This is a genomic window from Cohnella hashimotonis, from assembly GCF_030014955.1.
Lineage (GTDB): Bacteria > Bacillota > Bacilli > Paenibacillales > Paenibacillaceae > Cohnella > Cohnella hashimotonis.
The window spans coordinates 8,527,280-8,550,641 of sequence record NZ_JAGRPV010000001.1; the positions used below are offsets into that span (position 1 = coordinate 8,527,280).

General features: G+C 60.4%; 17 protein-coding genes. 10 read left to right on the top strand and 7 right to left on the bottom strand.

Going from position 1 to position 23,362, the window contains the following annotated elements; all coding sequences use genetic code 11:
- Nucleotides 1-32: 32 nt before the first annotated feature.
- From KB449_RS34050 to KB449_RS34065, 4 genes are read right to left on the bottom strand one after another with little or no spacing between them, the layout of a single operon-like run.
- Nucleotides 33-914: an ABC transporter ATP-binding protein gene (locus tag KB449_RS34050; protein WP_282912602.1), complete on the bottom strand. Its 882-nt coding sequence runs from the start codon at nt 912-914 to the stop codon at nt 33-35.
- 3 nt (nt 915-917) lie between these two features.
- Nucleotides 918-3,821, bottom strand: a complete 2,904-nt coding sequence (locus KB449_RS34055) for an ABC transporter permease (RefSeq protein WP_282912603.1) — start codon at nt 3,819-3,821, stop codon at nt 918-920.
- 26 nt (nt 3,822-3,847) lie between these two features.
- Nucleotides 3,848-4,906, bottom strand: coding sequence for an efflux RND transporter periplasmic adaptor subunit (locus tag KB449_RS34060; protein ID WP_282912604.1), 1,059 nt, complete (start codon nt 4,904-4,906; stop codon nt 3,848-3,850).
- On the bottom strand, nt 4,890-5,594 hold the full coding sequence (locus KB449_RS34065; RefSeq protein ID WP_434082574.1) for an ABC transporter ATP-binding protein: 705 nt from the start codon (nt 5,592-5,594) through the stop codon (nt 4,890-4,892). The genes KB449_RS34060 and KB449_RS34065 overlap by 17 nt, the downstream gene beginning before the upstream one ends.
- 374 nt (nt 5,595-5,968) lie before the next feature.
- Between KB449_RS34065 and KB449_RS34070 the strand changes: the two genes are divergently transcribed.
- From KB449_RS34070 to KB449_RS34100, 7 genes are all read left to right on the top strand, one after another.
- On the top strand, nt 5,969-6,913 hold the full coding sequence (locus KB449_RS34070) for an ABC transporter permease (protein ID WP_282912606.1): 945 nt from the start codon (nt 5,969-5,971) through the stop codon (nt 6,911-6,913).
- A 15-nt stretch (nt 6,914-6,928) separates the two neighbouring features.
- A complete protein-coding gene (locus KB449_RS34075; RefSeq protein ID WP_282912607.1) occupies nt 6,929-7,858 on the top strand; it encodes a carbohydrate ABC transporter permease in 930 nt (309 codons plus the stop codon).
- Nucleotides 7,859-7,940: 82 nt separating this feature from the next.
- Entirely contained in the window at nt 7,941-9,467 is a 1,527-nt protein-coding gene (locus tag KB449_RS34080; protein WP_282912608.1) for an ABC transporter substrate-binding protein, read from the top strand.
- A gap of 156 nt (nt 9,468-9,623) precedes the next feature.
- The gene (locus KB449_RS34085; RefSeq protein WP_282912609.1) at nt 9,624-11,354 is read left to right on the top strand and encodes a sensor histidine kinase; all 1,731 of its coding nucleotides are present in this window, start codon (nt 9,624-9,626) and stop codon (nt 11,352-11,354) included.
- A 3-nt stretch (nt 11,355-11,357) separates the two neighbouring features.
- Nucleotides 11,358-12,119, top strand: a complete 762-nt coding sequence (locus KB449_RS34090; RefSeq protein WP_282912610.1) for a response regulator transcription factor — start codon at nt 11,358-11,360, stop codon at nt 12,117-12,119.
- Between the two features lie 7 nt (nt 12,120-12,126).
- Entirely contained in the window at nt 12,127-13,080 is a 954-nt protein-coding gene (locus tag KB449_RS34095) for an ABC transporter substrate-binding protein (protein ID WP_282912611.1), read from the top strand.
- A 29-nt stretch (nt 13,081-13,109) separates the two neighbouring features.
- Entirely contained in the window at nt 13,110-13,640 is a 531-nt protein-coding gene (locus tag KB449_RS34100) for a DUF3502 domain-containing protein (protein WP_282912612.1), read from the top strand.
- 15 nt (nt 13,641-13,655) lie between these two features.
- Here KB449_RS34100 and KB449_RS34105 read toward each other — a convergent pair whose 3' ends face one another.
- Entirely contained in the window at nt 13,656-15,095 is a 1,440-nt protein-coding gene (locus KB449_RS34105) for a glycosyltransferase (protein WP_282912613.1), read from the bottom strand.
- 92 nt (nt 15,096-15,187) lie between these two features.
- Here KB449_RS34105 and KB449_RS34110 point away from each other — a divergent pair, with 92 nt between their 5' ends.
- Nucleotides 15,188-17,770 carry a choice-of-anchor A family protein gene (locus KB449_RS34110; protein ID WP_282912614.1) on the top strand — a complete coding sequence of 861 codons (2,583 nt, stop codon included), beginning with the start codon at nt 15,188-15,190 and terminating at the stop codon, nt 17,768-17,770.
- An 83-nt stretch (nt 17,771-17,853) separates the two neighbouring features.
- Here KB449_RS34110 and KB449_RS34115 read toward each other — a convergent pair whose 3' ends face one another.
- Complete coding sequence (locus KB449_RS34115; protein ID WP_282912615.1) at nt 17,854-18,687, bottom strand: carbohydrate ABC transporter permease; 834 nt, start codon at nt 18,685-18,687, stop codon at nt 17,854-17,856.
- On the bottom strand, nt 18,687-19,574 hold the full coding sequence (locus KB449_RS34120; protein ID WP_282912616.1) for a carbohydrate ABC transporter permease: 888 nt from the start codon (nt 19,572-19,574) through the stop codon (nt 18,687-18,689). Before KB449_RS34120 ends, KB449_RS34115 begins: the two co-directional genes overlap by 1 nt.
- 132 nt (nt 19,575-19,706) lie before the next feature.
- On the opposite strand from KB449_RS34120, the gene KB449_RS34125 reads away from it, so the two are divergent.
- Together KB449_RS34125 and KB449_RS34130 are read left to right on the top strand one after the other, a co-directional pair.
- On the top strand, nt 19,707-21,554 hold the full coding sequence (locus KB449_RS34125; RefSeq protein ID WP_282912617.1) for a sensor histidine kinase: 1,848 nt from the start codon (nt 19,707-19,709) through the stop codon (nt 21,552-21,554).
- Nucleotides 21,547-23,268 carry a response regulator gene (locus KB449_RS34130; RefSeq protein ID WP_282912618.1) on the top strand — a complete coding sequence of 574 codons (1,722 nt, stop codon included), beginning with the start codon at nt 21,547-21,549 and terminating at the stop codon, nt 23,266-23,268. Before KB449_RS34125 ends, KB449_RS34130 begins: the two co-directional genes overlap by 8 nt.
- The last annotated feature ends 94 nt before the right edge of the window (nt 23,269-23,362 follow it).

Sequence of the window (23,362 nt, forward strand, 5' to 3'; positions counted from 1 at the left end):
GGCGAGGCCGCTCCGCTTTTAATGACCGTCGATCAGGCGCCCTTCTCCGGCGGAGTCAAAATGATCTGCCCGTCGCTAAGCTCCAGTCTGACTTTATTTGTATCTTTAATCCCAATCGCCTGCAGATAGTCCGCGGGCACCTGCAGCCGCCCCGCCTTATCCAATATTGCATATTCGACATGAGACTCTTCCTGCTCGGGGCTCGCCTCGAGCTCTTTTAATTCCTCGTCGTATGACTTGCGCCGCAGCATCTCCGAGCTGATCTTGCCGTCCCGGATCGCGACGACGCGGTCGACCTTCTTCGCGAGCAGCGGATCGTGCGTGACGATGACGATGGTCAGGTTCAACTGCCGGTTGAGGTCGCGGAACAGATCGAGGATCTGCTCGGCCATGCGGGAGTCGACCGATCCGGTCGGCTCGTCGGCCAGCAGCAATCGAGGCTGGTTGGCGAGCGCGATGGCGATGGCGACGCGCTGCTGCTCGCCGCCGGACAGCTGATGCAGCTTGTTCCGCGCCCGGTGTCCGAGCCCGACCGCTTCCAGCAGCTCCAGTGCCCGCAGCCGCTTGCGCCGGCCGGACAGCAGGATGGGGAGCTCCACGTTTTCCAGCGCGGTTAGATACGGAATGAGGTTGCGGGCGTTGTTTTGCCAGACGAACCCTACGCTTTCGCGTTTGTAACGGACGAGCTCCGACTCTTTCATCTTCAGCATGTCTTTTCCGTCGACGGTGAGCGAGCCTGCCGTGGGACGATCCAGCCCGCCCAGCATATTGAGAAGGGTGGACTTGCCGCTGCCGCTGTTGCCGATGATCGCCATCAGCTCCCCGCTCTCGACCGACAGGTCGAGCCCCTGCAGGGCGAATACCTCTAGATTCGAGGCTTTGTAGATTTTCACCAAGCCGTCGCATTGGATCATCGGTTAATCCTCCCCCAGCTTGAGCGCTTGATGGATGCGGATGCGCGTCAGCATGAACCCGAGTATGCCGAGCCCGACCGCCAGCATGAAGAACACCGTCGAATAGAGCCTGATATAATCGAGCCGCGCGAAGATGACCTCGAAGGGCGGAACCAGCGTGCTCGGATTGAAGGCGATCTGGAAATGAGGCACGTACAGGCGCGCGGCCAGATTGCCGACGACGACGCCGATCAAGACGGCGACGCCAGACGTCAGCAGCTGCTCCACGGCCAGCATGCCGGCCATCTGCCGGACGGACAGGCCGAGCGCGCGCATGACGCCGTTCTGGAGCGCGCGGCTGCGGAGCGACAACACCCAATAGAGCATGAAGCCGACGAAGCTGACGAGGATCGATAAAATGAAACCAAGCGTCAGGATGCCGTTCAGCGCCAGCAGAAACGGATCGTTTTTCGCTTCGATCAGCTCCGTCTGCGCGTTGCGCACGGAGGTGACCGCGATCGGACTGTCCTCCAGCGCCTGATACAATTCGGCGGACTCAAAGCCAGGCTTCATCTTCAGCCACACCTCGTAAGGCTCGAGCCCGAGCTGGAACTGGATGCGGGACAGATGGCCGACGATGAGCATCGGCGCGTTCGCCTGCGCGGCTTCTTCGCCTGCGGTCACGGAGCCGGCAGGCGGCAGCGGATTGAACGTCGGGAAATAATCGACCGTGCCGTAAACGGTGAACGGCGCCTGCTGTACATTGTCCCATCCGATCCATATCGTATCGCCCGGCTTTACCTTCATCTGCGCCGCGAGCGACGTCGATACGAGCACCGCCTTGGCGTCGCCGGCAATCAGGTTGAGGTATTCGTAAAACGGATGCGCGAGCAGGCTGTTTTTGAACCAGGCGGCGCGGCCGAAGTCGTCGGTGTCGACGCCGATGAGCGTCGCTTTGCCCGAACTGCTCGCAGCCTCGCCGTCGCTCGCGGCGCTGAAGCCGACCGATTTGCGAAACACCTTGGCCGCTTGCTCCACGTCCGGCAGCTTTGTATAGGGATCGAAGGACGGCTCGAGATAGTGTACGATGCTTGAACCCATCGTCGCCGGCGCTTGCTCGGATGCCGGGCTGCCGGGCGCGGGGGGCGGGGGCTTGTCGTTCGGCCATTGAGACGTAACCACGATGTCCGAACCGGCCGAATAGCGGATGCGGTCCGCCGTATTTTCATTGATCGTGCGGGCGGCGCTCGCGCCGAACAAGCCGGTGGCGATCGTCAGGATAAGGAACACCATCAGAAATTGATATTGGCTGTTCGAGCGGCCGACCTGGATGAGCGTGTAGTAGACGGACGGGCTCCACCATTTGCGGCCGGCGATATAAATAAGCCTCAATAGATAAGGGTACAGCCGAAGCAGCAGGAGACCGCCGCCAAGGATGAACAAGGCCGGCACGATGAACTGGAGCGGATCGATGCGCAGATCGTCCGCGCCCAATCCCAGGCGCTGAAGGTCCTGCAGCCTTGAACGGAAGGTATACAATCCGTAGATGGCCAGCGCCAGCGCGACCAAGTCCAGGCACAGCTTGTGCCAGAGCGGCGTCTTGCCTTGGCGGGCCAATTGCTGCTTGTGGCCCACGATGTTCGCCCGCGTCGCAAGTCCCACGGATATCATCAGCATGAGGAAGGAGACGGCGGCCGCGCACGCGCCGTACCGGTATGCTTCGGCCGTCAGGCGGACGGGCAGGCTGGCGCGCTGCACGAAGGATAGAAATCCGCCGGAGGCGCCGAGCAGCTTCGTGAGCAGCAGGCCGATCGGCGGTCCGGCGGCGAGCGCCAGTCCGCTCAGCAGCAAGCTTTCGACGGCGAAGGAGAGCAGGATCTGCCAGCGGGACGCGCCCCGGCTGCGGAGCACCGCGATCTCGTTTTTCTGCCGTCCGGCGATCAGATTGGACACCATGAACATATAGAAGCCGAGCATGATCAACACGGGCATGTTCAGCGACCATACCAGCTTCTGAACCTGCTTCGCGCGCGCCTTGTAACGCTCGATCGTCTTCTCCGCGGGGAAGCTGAACTCGTTGCGGAATAACGCCACCCTGCTGTTGGCCGTCGACTGAATCTGCTTGGCTGCGGCTTGGAACCGCCCGATGCCGGACACCTCCAGCTTGGCGTAGTCCAGCGCGACGTACCAGCCGGCCGTAAATACCGGGACGACGCCCGCCTTCACGAATTCACGATCGAACAGCCGCTCGTCGACGATAAAGGACTGGGAGAGCGATTCGAACGAAGGATCGCGATAGTACGGATCGTCCTCGCGCAGCGGTTCGATGATGCCGACGGGCTTGATCAGAATTTTGCGGTTCAGCTTGGCGTCGCCGACTTCGAGCACGACGCCGAGCACGCTTCTGAAGTTGTTCAACGCCGCCTCGGTCACGAGCGCTTCATAGACGCCGTCTTTAACCTCCGGGGAAGGGAGGACGCCGTCTTTTAAGCGAATATGCTGCCCAAGCCCTTCCAGACTCGTGAATCGGCCGCTTCGGCTTGCGTTCTTGCGTTCTTTTTCAGGCAGTCCTTGCCGGTAGACGTTAAATCTCTCCGTATTCGATTCCCTGACGATATCGACGACCGGCAGGCCGAATGCGGGGGCGCCTTCCTTTTTTACGAAGGTGTCGAGCTCGGCTATGATCTGGCCGCGCTGCGCGGTCGTCTGCGCGTCGAACGATACGCGCGACCAGACGGCCCCCTGATAGACGCCGGACTTCTGCTGCGCGGTCTGCAGATCCTTGACCAACATCCGCGAGAGCGTCGCTTCCTTGTAGATCGGCATGCTGCCGACCAGCGCCACGGAGATGAGAATGCCGAGGAAAAGGCTGATCACCAGCCATAGGTTCTGCGCCATCTTGCGTAATATCATGACCAACAAAGCCATGGTGCGGTCCTCCCGGTGCCCGATTTCTACTGCAATACGACGCTGTCGCCTTCGGACAGACCGGTGACGATCTCGACTTCCGTCGGAGCGGAGATGCCGGGCTCGACGTCGACCTCCCGAAGCTTGCCGTCCTGCAGCACGCGCACGTAGTTGCGGCCCATTGTGGTACGCAGCCCGCTGCGGGGGATTTTGATGACGTCATCTTTGTGCTGGAGGATGATTCGGATGCTGACGCTTTGGCCGAGCTCGGCGCCTTCGGGCATTTTGGGAACGGTAAAATACAAGGTCGACGCATATTTCTCGGCCAGCTGCTTGTTCAGCGTTTGCGGCGCGCTCGCGGGGGTCTGCGACACCTTCGCCTCGAACTTGATCTCCTTGTTGTCCGCACCATTAAAAGTAACTTCGGCTTTGAAGCCGATCTCGGCTTTGCCGGCTTGTTCGGCGCTGGCCCCCGTCGTCACGAGCTGCATTTTCGTCAGATTCGCGACCTTCACGATCGTTTGGTAGGCATCTACGTAATCGCCGGGCTGCAGATCCTCCACGAAGACGACCTGGCCGTCGATCTTCGCATAAAGCAGCTTGCTGTCGAGCTGTTTGCGCAGGCGGTCGTATTTCATTTGCTCGATATCTCTTTGCAGCGTCGCCACGCGCAGCGCGGACTGGCTGTCCTCGTCCTGTTTATCCCCATACTGCTTGTCGGCCGACTTCAGTTCCGCTTTTGCCCGCAAGAGCGCGATTTCCTGCTCCTTCACGCGCAGATCGAGGTCGTCCAGCACGAGCTCGGCGAGCGGGTCGCCCTTTTTGACCATTTGTCCGGACGTGACGTCGATCTTGGAGATACGCCCGCCCGTACCGGTAAATTGGGCGACGTCGGAGATCAGGGACTCGAACGTCCCGCCCAGCTGAAGCGCGTTATCGATCGGCCCCTTGACCGCTTTGACCGTTTGGTAGTTTTCGGCGGCAGGCTTGACCAGCGGCGGCGCGAGCGCCGCCTCCTCGCGGGGGAGCAGCGAGCAGCCCGCCAGCGCGCCGCCGAGCACCAGGACCATGCCCGCAGCGGCCATGCGTCTATACCTGTGAGACAATTTGACCATCCTCCAGTTCGTAAATGTGGTCGACGATCTCCATGATGGCCGGGTCGTGCGTCGTCATCACGATCGACAAGCCGTGCTGCTCGACGAGGTCCCTGAACAGCTTGATGATATGGAGGCCGGTCTTCGAGTCCAGCTCGGCCGTCGGCTCGTCCGCGAGCAGCAATCGCGGCTTGTGCGCGATCGCCCTCGCGATCGCCGTACGCTGCTGCTCCCCGCCGGAGAGCTCGAAGGGCCGGTGATGCATTCTCGGCTTCAAGCCTACCTGTTCGAGCGCCTGGATCGCCGCAGCTTTCCGGTCCTCCTTGGCGCTCGCGCTGATCCGGAGCACGAACTCTACGTTCTCGTAGGCGGACATGAGCGGGAACAAGGCAAACGATTGGAAAACGAGTCCGATCTCTTGACGCCGCAGCTTGTCCCGCTCGCCGTCGCTCATCGCCGTGACATCCCGGCCCGCGAACGCGATCTTGCCCTCGGTAGGCCGGTCGAGCGCGCCCAGCAGGTTGATCAGCGTCGTCTTGCCCGAGCCCGAACGGCCTTTGAGCACGACAAGCTTGCCGGCGGGGATCGAGAGATCGATTCCCTTCAATACCTCGACGGTCCCCTGACCGCTGTTGAAGGCGCGTTTCAGACCGGAAACGCTTACAATGCTTGCATCTGTTGGCTGCAAGGAACGCTCCACACCTTTCGCAAAAAGCCGTCGCGCCGGACGAATAGAGGAAGGGATTCGATTCGACAAGTGTCGGCATCGCCGCCATCTAGTGTTGATGATGGCAATATTATACAATGGCGGATCGTCGTGCACTATAACCAATCTTCCTATCCTCAGGCGTTTTTTTATGGTTTATAGGCGGAGGGAGCGTTTTTCGCAAAATAAGCAGTGCGAAACCTAACGTTTTTTGACTATGGTCTGTTGTTTTTGGTCTAGGAAGCGTCCTGCGATTTTTTTAAAATTACAACTATCGGGAAATGAAAGCGCTTCAGAACGAGGAACCGTTAAAGGCAAGCCATCAGAACCTGCTCCTCCGCCTTTACAACAGGAAGGGAATGATGTCCATGGACGCAAGGGTCGACCGCAAGGGAAAGCGAACGCGCTGGCGCAAGCACGATACCGAGCTGACGCTGCTCGCGCTCCCCACCGCCATCTGGTACGTTCTGTTTTGTTTTTTGCCGATGTTCGGCGTCATTATCGCTTTCAAGGACTTCAGGATCCACGGTAATTTTGTCCACAATGTCTTTAACAGCGCGTGGGTAGGCTTCAAGAACTTCGAATTTCTTTTCAAATCGAACGACGCCTGGATCGTCATTCGCAACACGATCGGCTACAACATCATCTTTATTATTCTGGGCATCGCGGTCCCCGTCACGCTCGCGCTCATGGTCGGACAGCTGCATAGCCGCAAGGCGGCCAAGGTTTATCAGACGATGATGTTCCTGCCTTACTTCCTCTCCTGGGTCGTCGTATCCGCCGTCGTCTGGGCGTTCCTGAGCTACGACAAGGGCATCTTCAACCAATTTTTGTCCGACTTCGGCCGAAGTCCCAAGAACTGGTACATGGAAGCGTCCTACTGGCCCTATTTTCTCGTGTTCATGAATATGTGGAAAGGTCTCGGATACGGGATGGTCATCTATCTGGCGACGATCACGAGCATGGATTCGACCTATTACGAGGCGGCCGTCATCGACGGCGCGACCAAGTGGCAGCAGACCCGATATATTACGCTCCCCTTGATGAAGTTCGTCATCGTGCTGATGTTCATCCTCGCGGTCGGCCACATTTTTTCCACGGACTTCGGCCTCTTTTTCCAGGTGCCGCGAGATTCCAACTCTCTGTATAACGTGACGACGACGGTAGACGTGCTCGTATTCAAGCAGCTCAAGACCGCGACGGTCGGCATGGCTTCCGCCTCTTCCTTCCTGCAGTCGGTGCTGGGCTGCGCGATGATACTGACCGCGAACTGGGTCGTTCGCAGAGTCGATCCCGATAGCGCGATGATCTAGAGAGGAGGCAACCACATGTCCACGCAAACGAGCTACGATTCCGGTCTTGATAAATTCAATCGAATCGGCAGAGGAACGAACGTCATCTTTCACCTGATCTTTATTCTGTTGGCGCTGCTGTGCCTCATCCCCGTCGTGGTGGTGCTGTCCATCTCGCTGTCCGACGAGTCTTCCATTCGCGAGAGCGGTTACCATATCCTGCCGACGGTCCTGTCCGGGGATGCCTACAACTATATCGTGAAGCAGGGCTCGATGATGACGCGGGCGCTCGGCGTCTCCGTGCTCGTCACGGCAGCGGGCACGCTGATCGGCGTGCTGCTCACCACGTCGATGGGCTACGTGCTGTCGCGTCCGAACTACAAGCTGAACGGGCTGCTGACGTGGATCGTGTTTATCCCGATGATTTTTAACGGCGGCCTGGTGTCCAGCTATTACATCAATTCGTCGCTGCTGGGGCTTAAGAACACGATCTGGGCGCTCATTCTGCCGCTCGCGGTGTCTTCCTTTAATGTCATCATCTGCAGAACCTTTTTCAAATCGACGATTCCGGACGGCTTGATCGAATCGGCCGAGATCGACGGCGCCGGACAGTTCCGCATCTACTTCACGATCGTGCTGCCGATCTCTCTGCCCGTCCTGGCGACGATCGGACTATTCCTCTGCTTCTCGTACTGGAACGACTGGTTCCAGTCACTGCTCTATATCGACGACCAGAACCTGTATTCGCTGCAGGCGCTGCTGAACAGCCTGATGAGCAACGTCGACGCGTTGGCGAGGAACGCTTCGACGATGGGCGTCAGCTATGCGCAGCTCGTCGCCACGATGCCCAAGGAATCGGCGCGCATGGCGGTCGCGATCATCATCGTCCTGCCGGTCGCGCTGGCCTATCCGTTCTTTCAGAAATACTTCATATCCGGCCTGACGGTAGGCGCCGTCAAGGGATAAGCGCGAAATAAGCCCGGACGTCTCGGGTTTATCATATCAGCCATACAGGTACACGCTTAAATGACACGAGGGAGGAAATACGATGAAATCATTCATGAAATCCCCGCTCTTAATCGGCGCAGCCGCGCTGGCAATGACCGGCCTGGCCGGGTGCTCCAAATCGGACAACAACAATGGCGCGAACGGCGCGGCAGCCAGCTCGTCGGCGGCGTCCACGGCGTCTGCCTCATCCGCGGCGTCTAGCGCGCCCGCCACGAAGTCCGGCGATATCCCCACGCTCGTATGGTGGACGATCGGCGGGCAAATACCGGCCAACTACGACAAGGCCATCGAGAAGATCAACGATTATACGGCCGAGAAGATCGGCGTCAAGATCGATCTCCGCGTCGCCGGGTGGGGCGAATGGGATACCAAGATCAACACGATCGTCAACGCCGGCGAACCTTTTGACATCATGTTCACGAATAACGGCAAATACAACCAGCAGGTCAACATGGGCGCGTTCGCCGACATTACCGATCTCGTGCAGAGCGCGACCCCGGAATTGAACAGCCTGGTGCCGAAGATGGTGTGGGACGGAACCAGGATCGGCGGCAAAATCTATGCGGTGCCGACTTACAAGGATTCGTCCGCGACCCAGTACTGGGTATTCGACGATGCGCTCGTGAAGAAGTACAACATCGATCTCGCCGGAATCAAGACGATGCAGGACCTGGATAAACCGTTCCGCGACATTAAGGCCGGCGAAGGCAAGAGCTACTACCCGCTGTCCTTGACGCAAGGCGAGGGGTTCAACGGTTTCTTTAACGCCTACGACGATATGACGCTCGGGTTCGCGCCGATCGGCGTCAAGACCGACGATGCCTCGCGCAAGGTCGTCTCCGTGCTGGAGCAGCCGGATACGATGGCCAACCTGAAGCTGATGCACCAATGGTACCAGGACGGCATCATCAATCCGGACGCGCCGACCAAGATCGAAGCGGATCCGTACCGTCCGTTCTTCAGCGCGCAGGCATTCCCCGGCGCCGAAGTGAACTGGCAGATCAACGCGGGCATCGAGAAATACGACATGGTGCAAATAGCGGGCCCGATCTATACGACCAGCACGATCCAGGGCTCGATGAACGCGATCTCCGCCAACTCGAAGTACAAGGAAGAGGCGCTGAAGTATTTGCAGTTGGTCAACACCGACTCCAAGCTGCGCAACATGCTGGCCTTTGGCGAAGAGGGCGTCGACTTCGATTATGTCAGTGACAAGGTCGTCGAGCGGAAAACCGATACTTGGCCGCTGGCTGCGTATACGCAAGGCACGTTCTTCAACCTGGCCGTCACCAAGGGCGCGCCGGAAGATCAGTGGGATCAGGTGCGCAAGCTGAACGAAGCCGCGACCTCTTCCACGATTCTCGGATTTGCGCTTGACCTCACCGATCTGGCCACAGAAGTCGCCAACGTGAAGTCCGTCTGGAGCAAATACAGCTATGAGCTGGTGACCGGCGCTTCCGATCCGGAGAAGCAAGTGCCGAAAATCGCGGATGAGCTGCGGAAGGCCGGCATGGATAAGATCATTCAGTCCGCGCAGGCGCAAATCGACGCCTACTTCAAAGCCTAAGTCTAAAAACGGATAAAATGAGCCCGAACGCGCCTCTTTGGACGTTCGGGTTTTCCGGTCTTGCATCCGGCGGGCACGAGGATTGATTTATCCGAAGCATACGGTATATGGTTAGACTATGACTTCGTCAAAAGTCCGACAGCAAGGGAGCGCCGCATGTTTTCCTTTTTTCAAATCCAAATCTATCGCGGCAAGTTCATTGCGTTTGCGGTTTTTGCGTTTCTTATGGGGCTGGGCTTAAGCGCGCTGGCCACCTACGTGTTGTTGGAGCAATGGCTCGAGAATGCGAAAAGTCAGTCCGAAGACTCCTTTTACAGGGTGGAGAGCGCCCTTCAGAACGATTCCGAGCGGATCGACGCCTACCTGCAGCGGGTTTACTCCAACAGCGGCCTCGTGGCCGACGTTCGCTATTTTCTGGGCAACAGCGCGGAAGGCTATCTGACGGTCAGGCTCCAGAACAGCCGCTACGATCAGACGCTCGTCTCGTTTCCGGAGGATATGAAGGCTTTTCTGGGCAACGGCGGACAGAACCGCATCGTGCAGGTGAGCCTGCATACCGGGGAACAAGGCAACGTCGTGCGCTTCGGCAGCAGCGGCGGCACGAGCTTCAAGTTCAACGTGCCGAACACGGACGATCTGTTCCGGGAGACGATCCAACGCGGATTCGTCATTCGCAAGCAGCTGCTCGATCCGAACCAAATCTCGCGCCAGCTCGGCGAATTCCGGTTTCTCGTCAGCAGCGACGCGTTGTTCGCGGACGTGCAGAACAATCGGCGGGTCGCATCCGCCGCCGTCAGCAGTGCAGGCGACGTGTATCTCGCCGACGGCGGGGACCGCGCCGACGCGGATTTGTTCCGCAAGGCCGCGGCGAACCCAAGCAGCCATGGCTTCATTCGTCTGGGCGAATGGGGCCGCGCGTTTTACGTGACCTATCCGTCCAAGGCGTTCAACTATCAATTCGTCAGCATCGTAGACTTGTCCGCGCTCTTTCGGCAGAAGGCCGGCATCCTGCTCATCGTATTCCTGGTGGTGTGGGCGGCCATGGGCAGCATCCTCCTGCTCGCCGCGTACAATCTGCGCGAAGCCGCTGGCTTCCTGCGGCGGATCATCCATTCTATCGAACGGGTCAAATCCGCCAACTTCACGCCCGTCAGCCCCGCGCGCTACCGGAAAAACGAGTACGGCATGATCGCTGCGGAGCTCGACGATATGACACTGCAGCTCAACAAGCATATTCAGACGGAATACCTGCTCAAGCTGAAGCAGCAGCAAACGGAAATGAAGGCGCTTCAAAATCAGATTAATCCGCATTTTTTGTACAATACGCTGGAAATTATCCGCTCCTCCGCGCTGTCGGGCCGTTCGGACGATACGGCAGAAGCGATCGCGACGCTGGGCGCGCTGTACCGCGAGATCGTCAAAAACGAAAATATCATACCGCTGGGCGGCGAGCTGGCCTTGCTGCAAAAATATTTGAAGATCATGGAATTCAAATATCCCGACCGTTTTTTCTACCAGCTTAACGTGGACGAATCGCTGCTGTCCCTGCCCACCGTGAAGTTTTGGATGCAGCCGCTCGCGGAGAACTTTTTCGTCCACGGCTTCGATCCGGACCACGAGTTCAACCTGCTCGTCCTGAACGGCAACGAACGCGCGGACGCGTACGTGCTGGAGATGGTGGACAACGGCGCCTCGATCTCCAAGGAACGACTGGCCGAGATCCGCCGGCATCTGTCCCTGAACGAGGATTCGGCCACGGAGAGCATCGGCCTGCGAAACGTGTATACGCGGCTTCACTTTTTCCACGGCAAAGGCTTTGCGATGCAAATCGATAATAACGAGGAAGCCGGCGTCAAGATCACCTTGACCTTTGCGAAGGAGGCGTAAACCATGTATAAGCTTCTGCTCGTGGACGACGAGCCGCAGATTCTGGAGGGCGTCAAGCGAACGCTGGATTGGGAGAAGCTCGGCTTCGCGAGGATCGAGACCAGCGAGACGTACGAGGGCGCGATCGCCAAAGCCGTCGACTTCGGGCCGGACCTGGCCATCTTCGACGTCTGCATCGGCAAGGAGCGCGGATATAACGCCATCCGCAAGCTGAAAGAAATACGGCTTCCGGCTACCTATATTATGATGAGCGGCTACGAGGAATTCGAATACGCCATGCAGGCGATTCATTGCGGGGCCAAGGACTATCTGCTCAAGCCGATCGAGCGGGCCAAGCTGCAAGCGCTGGTACAGCGGATTATCGTCGAAGATCTGAACGGTACGCTGGCGGGGGCGGAACCGGACGAACGCGACGAGGACCCCATACTCGGCGTGCGATACGACAGCCTGTCCAAGCTGACGAACCGCATTCTGCAGATGGTCAAGGCGGAATACGGCCAAAATCTCAACCTCAAAACGGTGGCCGAACGCTTTCGCATGAACGGAACCTATCTCGGACAACTCTTTTTGAAAGAGACGCAGATGAAATTTTCGGAGTACCTCATGGCTTACCGGATGTTCCGGGCGCGCGAACGCATCCAGACGACGGACGAGAAAATAGCGACGATCGCCCAGTCCGTCGGCTACGCCAACCTGAACTACTTTTATACGCATTTTAGCGCGTACTTTCACAAATCGCCTTCGGACCTGCGGAGAAAGGATTAGTGCGGCTATGCGACATCGGCGAATCGGGGGACCGTTCTTCAAGACGGCCATGCTGGCCGCGCTGCTGGCGCTGCCGCTGTCGGGCTGCATGACCCGATCGGCCGGGGGCGATCAGCCGACGCGCGACAGCCGTGCCGTGAATTTGATCTACTATACGATCGGCAATCCCGATCCCGACCTGAAGCGGGTCAACGAGAAGATCAATGAAGTGACGTCCAAAAAAATCGGGGTCACGATTACTTATATCAAAGTAGGCTGGCAGGAATACAATGACCGGCTCCATACGCTGATCTCGACGGGCTCGCCGTTCGATATCGCGTTCGCCACCGATTATGCGGGCTTCGTGCAGCGGGGCGCCTGGCTCAAGCTGGATGAAGCGCTGGCCGGGCCCGGCCGGGAAATGTACGAAGCGATCGACCCCGTGCTGTGGGAGGGCGTCCGCATGGAGGACGGCGGGATCTACGGCGTGCCGACGAACAAGGAGCTCGCGGTCCGGATGCAGTGGATGTACCCGGAGTCGCTCGTGCGAAAGTACGGCATCGATATCGCCAAGTACGGTACGCTCGAGTCGCTGGCGCCGCTGCTCGAGATGATTAGCGACAAGGAGCCCGACTATCAGCCGATGGAGCTGGATAAGGATTCGCAAAATTTTTTCGCGCTGGACGGCTACGAGTACGTGACCGACAAGCCGCTGCCGCTCATGGTCCGATCGCTCGATCCGAAGGCGCCGGTGGTAGGCATATTCGAGACGGAGGAAGCCAGGCGCGTGCTGGACACGCTCCGTGCCTATTATCTCAAAGGCTACATTAACGAGGATGCGGCCTTGCGGGAGGGGCAGAACCTGAAGCGGGGAGAACGGGTATTCTGGAAGCCCGCGGGGGGGGCGGTCCGCTGGCTGAGAACAGCTGGAGCAAGGATCGCGGCTACGAGGTTGTCGCCCATCCCGTGTCGCCGCCCCTGATCACGACCGAATCTGTACGCGGCGGGATCATGGCGATCAACGCCAACGCCGCGCATCCAGCGGAGAGCGTCAAGTTCCTGAATCTGCTCAACACGGACCCCGAGCTGCGCAATCTGTTCAATTACGGCATCGAGGGCGTGCACTACACGCTGGACGCCAACGGGCAGGTGCTGCCGAAATCATCGGGGGATGGCGGCGAGCAGGGCGGGACGGTCGGCTACGAGGGGGTGCAGTACACCCAGGGCAACTGGTTTATCCTCAAGACGCTTGGCGGGGAGTATCCGGATCCCTTGGACAAATGGGACCAATTCCGGGCGGCCAACGCCGGCTACGTCAAATCCAGGCTTTTCGGCTTCACGCCGGATCTGGCCGGCATGTCCGTCCAGCTCGACAATATCAGAACGGTGTGGGAAAAGTACTACCCGGGCCTGATGACCGGCAGCGTGGACGTGGATGCCGTGCTGCCCAAGTTCAACGCGGAGCTGAGACAGGCAGGGCTGGACGCGGTGCGGGCGGAAGTGCAAAGGCAGCTGGATGCCTGGCGCGCACGACATTCGTAGCTTAACGACAAGGACCTATTCGTATGCCCGAATCGACCCGATCTCCGCGAGCAGCGGCCACAGCCGCTCCTCCCAAATCGCGCGCGGACTGTAGCGCTGCCTGGCGGCAGCCTTGGCGCGCAGCACGGGGTTGTCGGCGAGATGTCCGGCGATTCTCCGCGCATGCTCGAACAGGTACGCTTCCTCGGAAGGATTATAGGCTTCCGCCGTGTCGAAGCCGAAGTTGCGCGCGTCCCAACGCATCATATACGCGCCAAGCTGCCCTCCCAGCTCTGCGAGCGCAGGAACCGCTTCGTTCAGCACGAGCAGATTGCCGCGGCTGGCCGCTTCGAGCACGACAAGGCCGAACGATTCGGAGTAGGATGGACAGACGAATAGATTGGCAAGTCCGAACAAATCCATGACGCTGCGATGGGGATAGCCGTCGGGCCAGCCGAGATCCGACGTGAACGCCACTTCGGCACCTGCTGCCGGCGTCGTCTTGCCTGCAGGCGGACCGGATGTCATCCCGGAGGCGGACGCGTCGTTCTCTGGGGAGCAGTCGCTGTCGCCTGCCTCGCCGTCCGCCCCACGCTCCGTGCGCGACTCCTCGCGAAGAGCTGCGAAGACACGGTCCGCCGCCAAGCGAATTGTCTGCTTGTAGGCGGATGGTTCGGCGTCCATCGCCGGAAAGTCGCAGCAGACGAGCTTGACGCGCAGACCCGAGATCGCAGATAGCGCGCCGGCGAGCGCGGCCGCCTTGTCGAAGCGCTTGGCCGGCGTCAGCCTGCCCGGACAGACCATCAGCACGTCGGGGCTCAGCAGATCGGTGGCGGCGGCGAGCCGTTTCGTATCCGGCGATGCGTAGGCGAGCGGATCGAGCCCGTTGGGCATGACCCTGCAGTCCGATTCGGAGACGCCGTACTGACGGGCGAGCGCGGGGATGCCGGATGCCGTCGGATAGAGATGGAGGGTACGCGGCATCGGCTTGTAACGTGCGGAGAATGGCCAAGTCGCGCGGAGCGGCCGGGGAGCGGGAGCGGAGTGGACCATCGACAGAAACCGGACGTCCGGCAGCGCCAGCTGGGCTTTGCGAATGGCCACGTTGTGTACGAGATGCCATCCTTGATACAGGATGTCGTGCATGATGCAGACGTCCGCGCCTTCCAGCTTGCGGACGAAGTCGGCGGCGATCGTCTCCGTCTCGGCATCGAAGCGATCGTGCGTACGCCCGGTCGCCTGCGTATAATCCCGCCAGTGAATGACCGCGCCGTCATGCCGGTTCACGACCGGAACCCAGGCAAGTCGCTCGTCCAGATAGGCGCCGTACCGCTCGGAGCGGGGACAATCTTCGGAGACGAGCAGCCGCACGTCGATGCCCGCGTCCAGCAGCATACGAAGCTGAAGCTCCGCGACCTGGACGAGCGAGTAGGTCGGGGACAGGCCGTTGAACATCGTGAGCACGGCAACCTTCATCTTTCCGCCCTCCCCTTCTTCCGTATGTTTTTTCTTCTCTTATGTCAGCGACTCGCCGCGTATGCATACGGACAGGCGGAGCCGTCGTACAGATGGGAAGAGCGAAGGAGTGGAGGGATGAGATGGCTTGCGGCAATCTGGGAATCGCGAACGACTTTAACTTGTTTATTTTCGGCGATCACACGCAATCCAACGTCGACGCGGAGGGAAGAGTCGCCGTCGGCGGCAATGCGACGTACGTCAACTACGGCGTCGGCGATACGTTGCCGGTATCGACGACGAGGCCCGACCTGATCATACAGGGCAACGTAAATATTACGAACGGCACGAACTTTGCGGGGAACACGGTCATCTATCCTGACAGCACGGTATTGACGTATACGATGACCAACAACAACGGCGTGCCGGACCAGCCGCTGCGCGGGACGCCGATCGACTTCGCGTCGGCGGAGCGGGCGCTGACCGAGCTGTCGCTGAATCTGTCGGCGCTGACGCCGAACGGCACGGCGAGCAACAACTTCGGACAGATCGTCCTCGCGGGTACGGACCGGGCGCTGAACGTCTTCACGTTCGGCGGCAACAACGTAGACGGCAACGGCCTGCGCCTCGACACGGCGAACGGCATCAATCTGGCGATTCCGGCGGGAGCCACGGCCGTAATCAACGTCGGGGACAACGATGTGGGATTCGGCAGCTACCAGATTTTTATCAACGGCGTGGCTGCCAATCGGGGCAACGTCTGTCCCATCCTCTGGAATTTTTTTCAGGCATCTGTCGCCTTCAATCAAAATATCGCGATCGCGGGCTCCGTGCTGGCGCCGAACGCGAACTGGCAGGCGAGGGGGTTCGGCAACATCGACGGCACCATGGTGGCGGCCTCGCTTGCCAATGTCGGCGGCTCGATCGAAGCGCACAACGTTCCGTTCTGCGGCTGCCTGCCGGTCCTGCCGTCTGCGACGACGACCACCACGACGACAACGACAACGACGACCACCGCATCGACCGAGTCGCCTACCACAACGACGACCGCATCCACGACGGGGCTGCCGACGACAACCACGACGACGGCGGCTCCGCCGACTACGACGACCACGACCACGACCACGCCGGTTCCGCCGACCACGACGACATCCGTGCCGCCGACCACGACGACGATCGTGCCGCCGACGACGGCGAGCACCTCGACGAGTGCGGGCGGAGGCTCCGCGATCGCGCCGCCGGCGACGGGACCGATCCTCAAGGCCGTCAAGACGGCAAATGTCCAAACCGCGTCGCTGGGCGATATCATTCGCTTCACGCTTGCCGTGAGCAATGTGGGAACGGCGCCGGGCGAGGCGGTGCTGAACGACGATCTGCCGCAAGGATTGCTGTTCATCCCGGCCAGCGTCGTCATCAACGGCGTACCCGCAAGGGCGCAGGATCTGACGGAGTCGACGCTGCTCGGCGTTATTTTGCCCGGAGAGACGGTCATCGTCGAATTCGAAGCCATCGTGGCCACCTATCCGGCAAGCGGAAATATCGTGAACAGGGGCTCCGTCATCGCTTTGACGCCGGGAACCGCACCGCCGCGTTGCAGCCTGGGCGAGGCGGCGATCGACGCGCCGTCCGGGGTGCCGCCGATTCCGAATCAGATGCTCCCGGTCGTCCTCGTATTCAAGCCGGGGATTACGCCGCTGCCCGGTCAAGCGGGAATCGCGGGTCCGTTCGTAATGCCGAACGGGACGGTCGAATTCGCCGAGTCCGTGACCGCGCCGGGCATTACGCTGGCCCCCATTCGCGGCGTCACACTGGGAGACCCGCTGGGCGTGGCGTCGCCCATCGAGCAGGCGGCGCCGATCCCGGTCGCCTTGCCCGCCCTGAAGCCCGGTTCGAGCCTGATCGTGTTCCAGCGCGCGTTCAACAATGCCTTTTTCGTCGGTCAACGTATCACCTACAGCATCTTCGTAATCAACGACGGGAGTTTGCCGGTCGTCTCGGCCATATTGCGGGATACGCTGCCGCCCGAATCGCAATTTATCGACGGGACGGTACGCGTGAACGACCGGCTTATGATCCAGGAGGATCCGGGCAGGGGCATCCAGATCGGTCCGCTGTCGCCCGCCCAAGGCGCGGTCGTGCGCTACGACCTGCTGATTACGGGCAAACCGGGCAGCGCGTCGGTCGTTAATTCAAGCCAAGTGTCCGCGACCTTCCTTCGGGCGGACAACGGGATCGAATCAGGCCGGTTCGCTTCGCAGCCGATCTCCAATCCGTTGCTGCCGATCAGCCTGGAACCGTTCTTCAGCTTCGTGAAGCAGGCGTCCAAGGCCAACGTTACGGTCTGGGAAACTTATCGTTACGATTTTGTCATTCGCAATACGTCGAGGACCCTGGTCGCGGAGAACGTCACGTTGTTCGATACGTTGGCTTCGCCGCTCCAGTTCGTCTCGGGCAGCCTCAGGCTGGACGGCATCGCCCAGCTCGATCCGCAGGTAGGCTTCGACCTCGGCGGGCTGGCGCCCGGCGCGACGCGTCGCGTCTCGTTCGAAGTGCGCGTCATGTTCCACCCGAACGACAACAAAATCGTGAACCAGGCGGGTATGTTCTTCGAGTTCCGCTTCGAGGGAGTCTGCTATCGCGGGGGCATTCTGTCCAACGAATCCATCGTTTTCGTAGCGGAGGATGAGGAGGAGTAGGTGTAGGAGTAGGGAATACGATGTGAACGAATCAAAACCGCATGCAAAAGCCCGCCGGCAGCCGCCGACGGGCTTCAAATCGTTTAACCCTTCACCGCCCCGGCGACGACGCCCTTGACGATGTACTTTTGCAGGAACATGAACACGACGATCGACGGCAGGACGGCCATCACCATGGCGGTCATCGCGTACTGCCAGTCCGACGTGTACTGGCCGACGAACGTGTAGGCCGCGAGCGTCAGCGTCTTGGTCGTCGGCGAGCCGTTGACCATGAGGAGCGGGAGCAGGAAGTCGTTCCAGATCCACATGACGTCGATGATGACGATCGTCGCCGTGACGGACTTGAGCAGCGGGAAGATGATCCGGAAGAACAGCCCGAAGCCGGAAGCCCCGTCGATCATCGCGCTCTCGTCGAGCTCCTTCGGTATGCCTTTGACGAACCCGTGGTAGATGAAGACGGCCAGCGGAGCGCCGAAGCCCCAGTACAGCAGGCCGAGCCCCCAGGTGCTGTCGGACAGATGCAGGAACCGCGCGGTCTTGAGCACGGTGAGCATGATCGACTGGAACGGGATAAGCATCGGCATGATGCAGATGAAGTAGACGATGCCGCTCAGTCTCGACTTTGTGCGCGCCAGCTTGTAGGCGGCGATCGAAGAGACGAGGACGATGCCCGCAAGCCCCAGCACGGTGATGATCGTGTTGTTCAGGAACAAGCGCGGGTAGTTGATGAAGTTCCACACGTAAGTGTAGTTGTCGAACGTCCAGTGCTTCGGCAGCGCGATGACGTCGGACATGACCTCCTGGAAGCTCTTGAACGAGTTGAAGATCGCCAGGAAGAGCGGGTACAGGAACACGAGGGAAAGCAGCACCATGACGACCTCGCCGACCCAGCGTGCGGCTTTGTTCGTAGAGGACATTAGGCTTCAACCTCCCTGCGCTTGAAGATGGTGAGCTGGATGACGGTGATGATCAGGACGGCGACGAACAGAATGAGCGCCTTGGCGGTGCCGTAGCCGTACAGATTGTTCGTAAAGGTATCGCGGTAGATGTCGTAGGCGACGCTGTACGTCGTGCCGCCCGGTCCGCCCCCGGTAAGGGAAAGGATGACGTCGAACACCTTGATCGAGTTGGTCAGCGCCATGAAGACGGCGATCGTGATCGACGGCGCGAGCAGCGGCAGCGTGACGCTGAAGAAGCGGCGGACGGGTCCGGCGCCGTCCACGACGGCGGCTTCCTTCAGATCGCCCGGCACGGACTGCAAGCCGGCGATGTAGATGACTAAATAAAAGCCGATCGACTGCCAGATCGAGACGAACAGGACGGAGATGAAGGCGAGTCCCGGCTCCCCGAGCCAGCTCATTTTGAAAATATGCCAGCCCGTGCTGTTGCCGAGCGACTCGAAGCCTTGCATGAAGATGAACTTCCAGATGAAGCCGACGATGACGAGGCTGAGAATGTACGGGATGAAAAAGGCTGCCCGCAGCCAGGTCTTCGACTTGAGCTTCGCATCGAGGACGAGCGCCAGCAGGATGGCCAGCACGTTGATGAGCACGATATAGAGCACGGCGTATTTGACCGTGAACCAGGCCGCGTTCGTAAAGTTGGCGTCGCCGGTGAAGATCTGCTTGAAGTTGTCCAATCCGATGAACTTCGGATGCTTGGAAATGCCGTTCCACTTGGTCAGCGAGTAGCGGACGGTCATGACGAACGGAATGTAAAAGGCGACGGCCACGCAGATCAGAACGGGCAGCGTGAAGAGGCCGAATTCCATCTTGGAGCGCCATTTGCGGTAAAACGAGGCCATAGCGGCACCTCTTTTCTCTTGTGGTGTGACGGGTTTAGGCTATAATGCATTATAAAACGGCGCCGAATACGTCCTAAATGGATTTAAGTAATCACTTAAGGGTAATAAGGTGAACTGGAATTGGAGGCATGTATGCAGATCTTCGCGCAATGGCTGCGGCGGACGGGGCGCCGGCTGCGAGAGGCCCCTTCCCGCAGGCTGGTGAACAAGCTGATCCTGCTGTTCACCTCCATCATCATTCTGATCGTCTCGAGTCTCACGTTCATCGCGTACAAGATCATCGAGCGGGAATCCGTGGCGAACAGCATCGCGAGCAACCGGAGCAATCTGAAGCTGGTGAACCAGAACTACGCCAAGTACATGAGCGAGCTTGAGCAGCTGTCGCTGCCTCAGATCGACTACGATCCGCTCATGCGCGCCATCGAGCGCGAGGGCGAGGACTACGCCTCTCGGCTGTACCTGGAGGACTACTTGCGTTCGCTGTTCTACGCGAGGTCCGATCTGCAGAGCATCTACCTGTACCTGGTGGACGAACGCAAGTATCTGTACGTCACTCGCGAGCGATATAACGTGACAGTGCGCGCCGCGCTGGACGACGGCATCCCCAAGCAGGCGTGGTACAAGCGGGCGATGGCGGATCCGCACAACCGCAGCGCGCAGTCGCTCGTTCTCTCGCGCGAGACGGGATACGGCACGGCGCCGGAGGGCGTGTACATGGCTTATCACCGGGTGCTGCGTTCGCTCAAGGACCGGCAGGCGCGCGCCGTCCTCAGCTTTTACGTGAACGATTCGGCCAAAAACGCGATCATGGCGGACATACCCAAGACCGAGGGAGAGCACGCCATTTTGCTGGACGCGGACGACACGCCGTTTCACGTCGACGATCCCGAATTTTATTCGGCGGCAGCAGGCGACGAAGACTTCGTCCGCTCGCTCCATGCGGAGGAGGCGAAGGAGAGATTCAACTGGCAGGGACCGGACGGACGTTACTTGGTCGTCGAAAACGTCGACGCGCAGGACGGCTGGCGGCTCGTCAAGCCGATCCCGTTCAGCGAGATCTACCGGACGGCGGTGGAGGCGCGGCGCATCAGCCTCTGGATCGGCCTGGGGTTCCTCGCCGCGGCGGTGGGGCTCGTCATCTTAACCTCGAACGCGATCACCCGTCCGCTCAAGCGGCTGTCCAAGGAGATGAGCCGGTTCGGCGCGGGCGACTTCGAGACGGTGACCGAGGTGCGCGGGCGCGACGAGATCGCGTATTTGTCCAAGCACTTCAACCTCATGGCGCGGCGGACGAACGAGCTGATCAACGAGCGGTACAAGATGAAGCTCACGGAGCAGAACGCGATTCTGAAGGCGCTGGAGGCCGAGATCAATCCGCATTTTCTGTACAACGCGCTGCAGGCGATCTCGACGAAGGCGCTCAAAAGCGGCAACGATGACGTGGCGGACATGGTCGACGCGCTCGCCGGGACGCTTCGCTACTGCATCAGCGGCAAGGACATCGTCTATTTGAATGAGGAGCTGAAGCACGTGGAAAGGTACATGATGCTGCAAAAGGCGAGATTCGGCAGCCGCGTCGCCATGTCGTACGACATCGGGGACGAGCTTCTCCAGCTCTCGATCCCGAAGCTGTCGATCCAGTCGCTCGTGGAGAACGCGATCAAGCACGGGGTCGAAAAGGTGCAGCGTCCGGTAACGATCGCGGTATCCGTCTATATGCAGGAAGACCGGGCGGTCATCGCCGTGCGGGACGACGGACCCGGCATTCCGCCGGACCGGCTGCGGGAGGTGCTGGCCTCCTTTGAAGAAGCATGGGGGGACCGCAGCGACAGCGGCGAGCGAATCGGCCTGCGCAATCTGGACGCACGGCTCAAGCTGCTGTTCGGCGGGGAGGCGGGCCTCGAGATCGAAGCGCTCCAAAGCGGCGGTACGGAGCTTCGGATGAAGATCCCGGCGGGAGGAGGCGGACGGCTTGTATAAAGCGTTGATCATCGACGACGAGGAGCCGACGCGCGAGGCGATCCGAATCTTGGGCGATTGGCCGCGCCACGGCATCGGCGAGGTGCTGGAGGCCGCGGACGGCCAGGAAGGGCTGGCGCTGCTGGAGCGGGAGCGGCCGGACCTGGTGCTGGTCGACATGAAGATGCCGGTCATGGACGGGCTGGCGTTCCTGCAGGCCGTGGAGCAGGATTATCCCGACCTGTTCACGATCGTCATCAGCGGCTACAACGACTTCGACTATACGCGCCAGGCGATCCGCTCGCGGGTCGTCGACTACCTGCTGAAGCCGGTCAACCGCGGCGACCTCAACCAGGCGCTGGCGAAGGCGGCGGGCGTGCTGGAGGCGCGGCGAAGCAGCAAGCAGGGCCACATCGACAGAGATATCGCGCTGAATATGTCGCTTCCGAAGCTGAAGGAGAACATTTATCTGTCGCTGCTGACCCGCTCGTTCCGGGCCGGCAGCAGCGAAGCCTATCTGAGGCTCATCGGCGCCGACGATCCCGCGATGCGGTTCGGGGTGTCCGTGCTGCGCGTGTTGAACCTGGACGAGGTGGCGGCGGGTCGCTTTAAGGGCGAGACCGCATTGCTTCATTTCGCCGCGGCGAACGTGATCGGCGAGTTCGCCGAAGAAGGGTTCCACAGCTTCGGCTTGGCGAATCCGAAGCGGGAGCGGGAGCTGATCGTTATTCACGCCATGACGGGAGGCTATCCAGAGGACCTCGCGTTTCGGGCTGCGCACTTCTTGCGCAAGATCGCCCAGGGGCTGGCCGACCTGTTCGGCATCCGCACGTCGGCAGGGCTCAGCGGCCCCGGCGTGGTTGTCGGCGGGCTGGCGGACGCATACGACGCGGCGGTTGCGGCCGCCGACGGCGCGGATCTGTTCCGACCGGACGAGCTGCAGCCGGGGGAGCGCAGGGAAGCGGGCGCGATCTCGATCGCATCTCGCATGCCGCAGCTGCGCAACGCCATCGAAGCCGGGAGCGCCGCGCAGGCGCGCACGATCGCACAGCATTTCATGGCGGGCGTGCGCGAGCAGGGGCACATCAGCTTCAGGCAGGCGGATCGGCTGCTCGCGGAGCTGCTCTTCGTGCTGGGCGAGATCGCGCAGGATTTGGGACTGCCGGCTGCCGGGGACGAAGAGGGCGAAGGAGAAGGCGGCGGAACCGCCGGCGGCGAAGGGTCGCAGCCAGCGGCGGGCACGCGGGGCGGCGGAGCCCGGGGAGCTGCCGGCGTCCAAAGCAGGGGGGCGTTGGAGGCGCTTGGGCTATCCGCCGATTTCGGCGGCATCGACGAATTCGAGGCGCTCGTCTGCCGGATCTGCGAGCGCTATGCCGAACTGGCACGCGCCGCGCTCTCGCCCGAACGCGCCTTCGACGTCGCGGAGATCAAACGTTATATCGAGCAGCATTACTTCGAGGATATCAAGATCTCGATGTTCACCGAGCGGTACTTCCTGAGCAGGGAGTACCTGATGAAGCTGTTCAAACAGCACTACGGCTTCGGCATCCACGAGTACGTGCAGAAGGTACGGATGGACAGGGCCAAGGCGCTGCTGGACCGCCCGGAGCTGAAGATTCAGGAGATATCCGAGATGCTCGGCTTCAAAGACAAAAACTACTTTTCCAAAGCATTCCGAAACTACGTCGGCCTGTCGCCGTCGGAGTACCGGGCGCAGGGGGCGGACGAGTCGTAAATCGAGCCGCGCCCGGCCGGCGCAGCCCGCCTAAACGCATGCCGGTCTGAGGTATGCGATACGAATAAAGGCGACCTGCAGGCGGCATGCGTGC

Coding starts and splice junctions, on each gene's coding strand:
- KB449_RS34050 (WP_282912602.1), bottom strand. CDS start 914: ATGATCCAATGCGACGGCTTGGTGAAAATCTACAAAGCCTCGAATCTA.
- KB449_RS34055 (WP_282912603.1), bottom strand. CDS start 3,821: ATGGCTTTGTTGGTCATGATATTACGCAAGATGGCGCAGAACCTATGG.
- KB449_RS34070 (WP_282912606.1), top strand. CDS start 5,969: ATGGACGCAAGGGTCGACCGCAAGGGAAAGCGAACGCGCTGGCGCAAG.
- KB449_RS34075 (WP_282912607.1), top strand. CDS start 6,929: ATGTCCACGCAAACGAGCTACGATTCCGGTCTTGATAAATTCAATCGA.
- KB449_RS34080 (WP_282912608.1), top strand. CDS start 7,941: ATGAAATCATTCATGAAATCCCCGCTCTTAATCGGCGCAGCCGCGCTG.
- KB449_RS34085 (WP_282912609.1), top strand. CDS start 9,624: ATGTTTTCCTTTTTTCAAATCCAAATCTATCGCGGCAAGTTCATTGCG.
- KB449_RS34090 (WP_282912610.1), top strand. CDS start 11,358: ATGTATAAGCTTCTGCTCGTGGACGACGAGCCGCAGATTCTGGAGGGC.
- KB449_RS34095 (WP_282912611.1), top strand. CDS start 12,127: ATGCGACATCGGCGAATCGGGGGACCGTTCTTCAAGACGGCCATGCTG.
- KB449_RS34100 (WP_282912612.1), top strand. CDS start 13,110: ATGGCGATCAACGCCAACGCCGCGCATCCAGCGGAGAGCGTCAAGTTC.
- KB449_RS34105 (WP_282912613.1), bottom strand. CDS start 15,095: ATGAAGGTTGCCGTGCTCACGATGTTCAACGGCCTGTCCCCGACCTAC.
- KB449_RS34110 (WP_282912614.1), top strand. CDS start 15,188: ATGGGAAGAGCGAAGGAGTGGAGGGATGAGATGGCTTGCGGCAATCTG.
- KB449_RS34115 (WP_282912615.1), bottom strand. CDS start 18,687: ATGTCCTCTACGAACAAAGCCGCACGCTGGGTCGGCGAGGTCGTCATG.
- KB449_RS34120 (WP_282912616.1), bottom strand. CDS start 19,574: ATGGCCTCGTTTTACCGCAAATGGCGCTCCAAGATGGAATTCGGCCTC.
- KB449_RS34125 (WP_282912617.1), top strand. CDS start 19,707: ATGCAGATCTTCGCGCAATGGCTGCGGCGGACGGGGCGCCGGCTGCGA.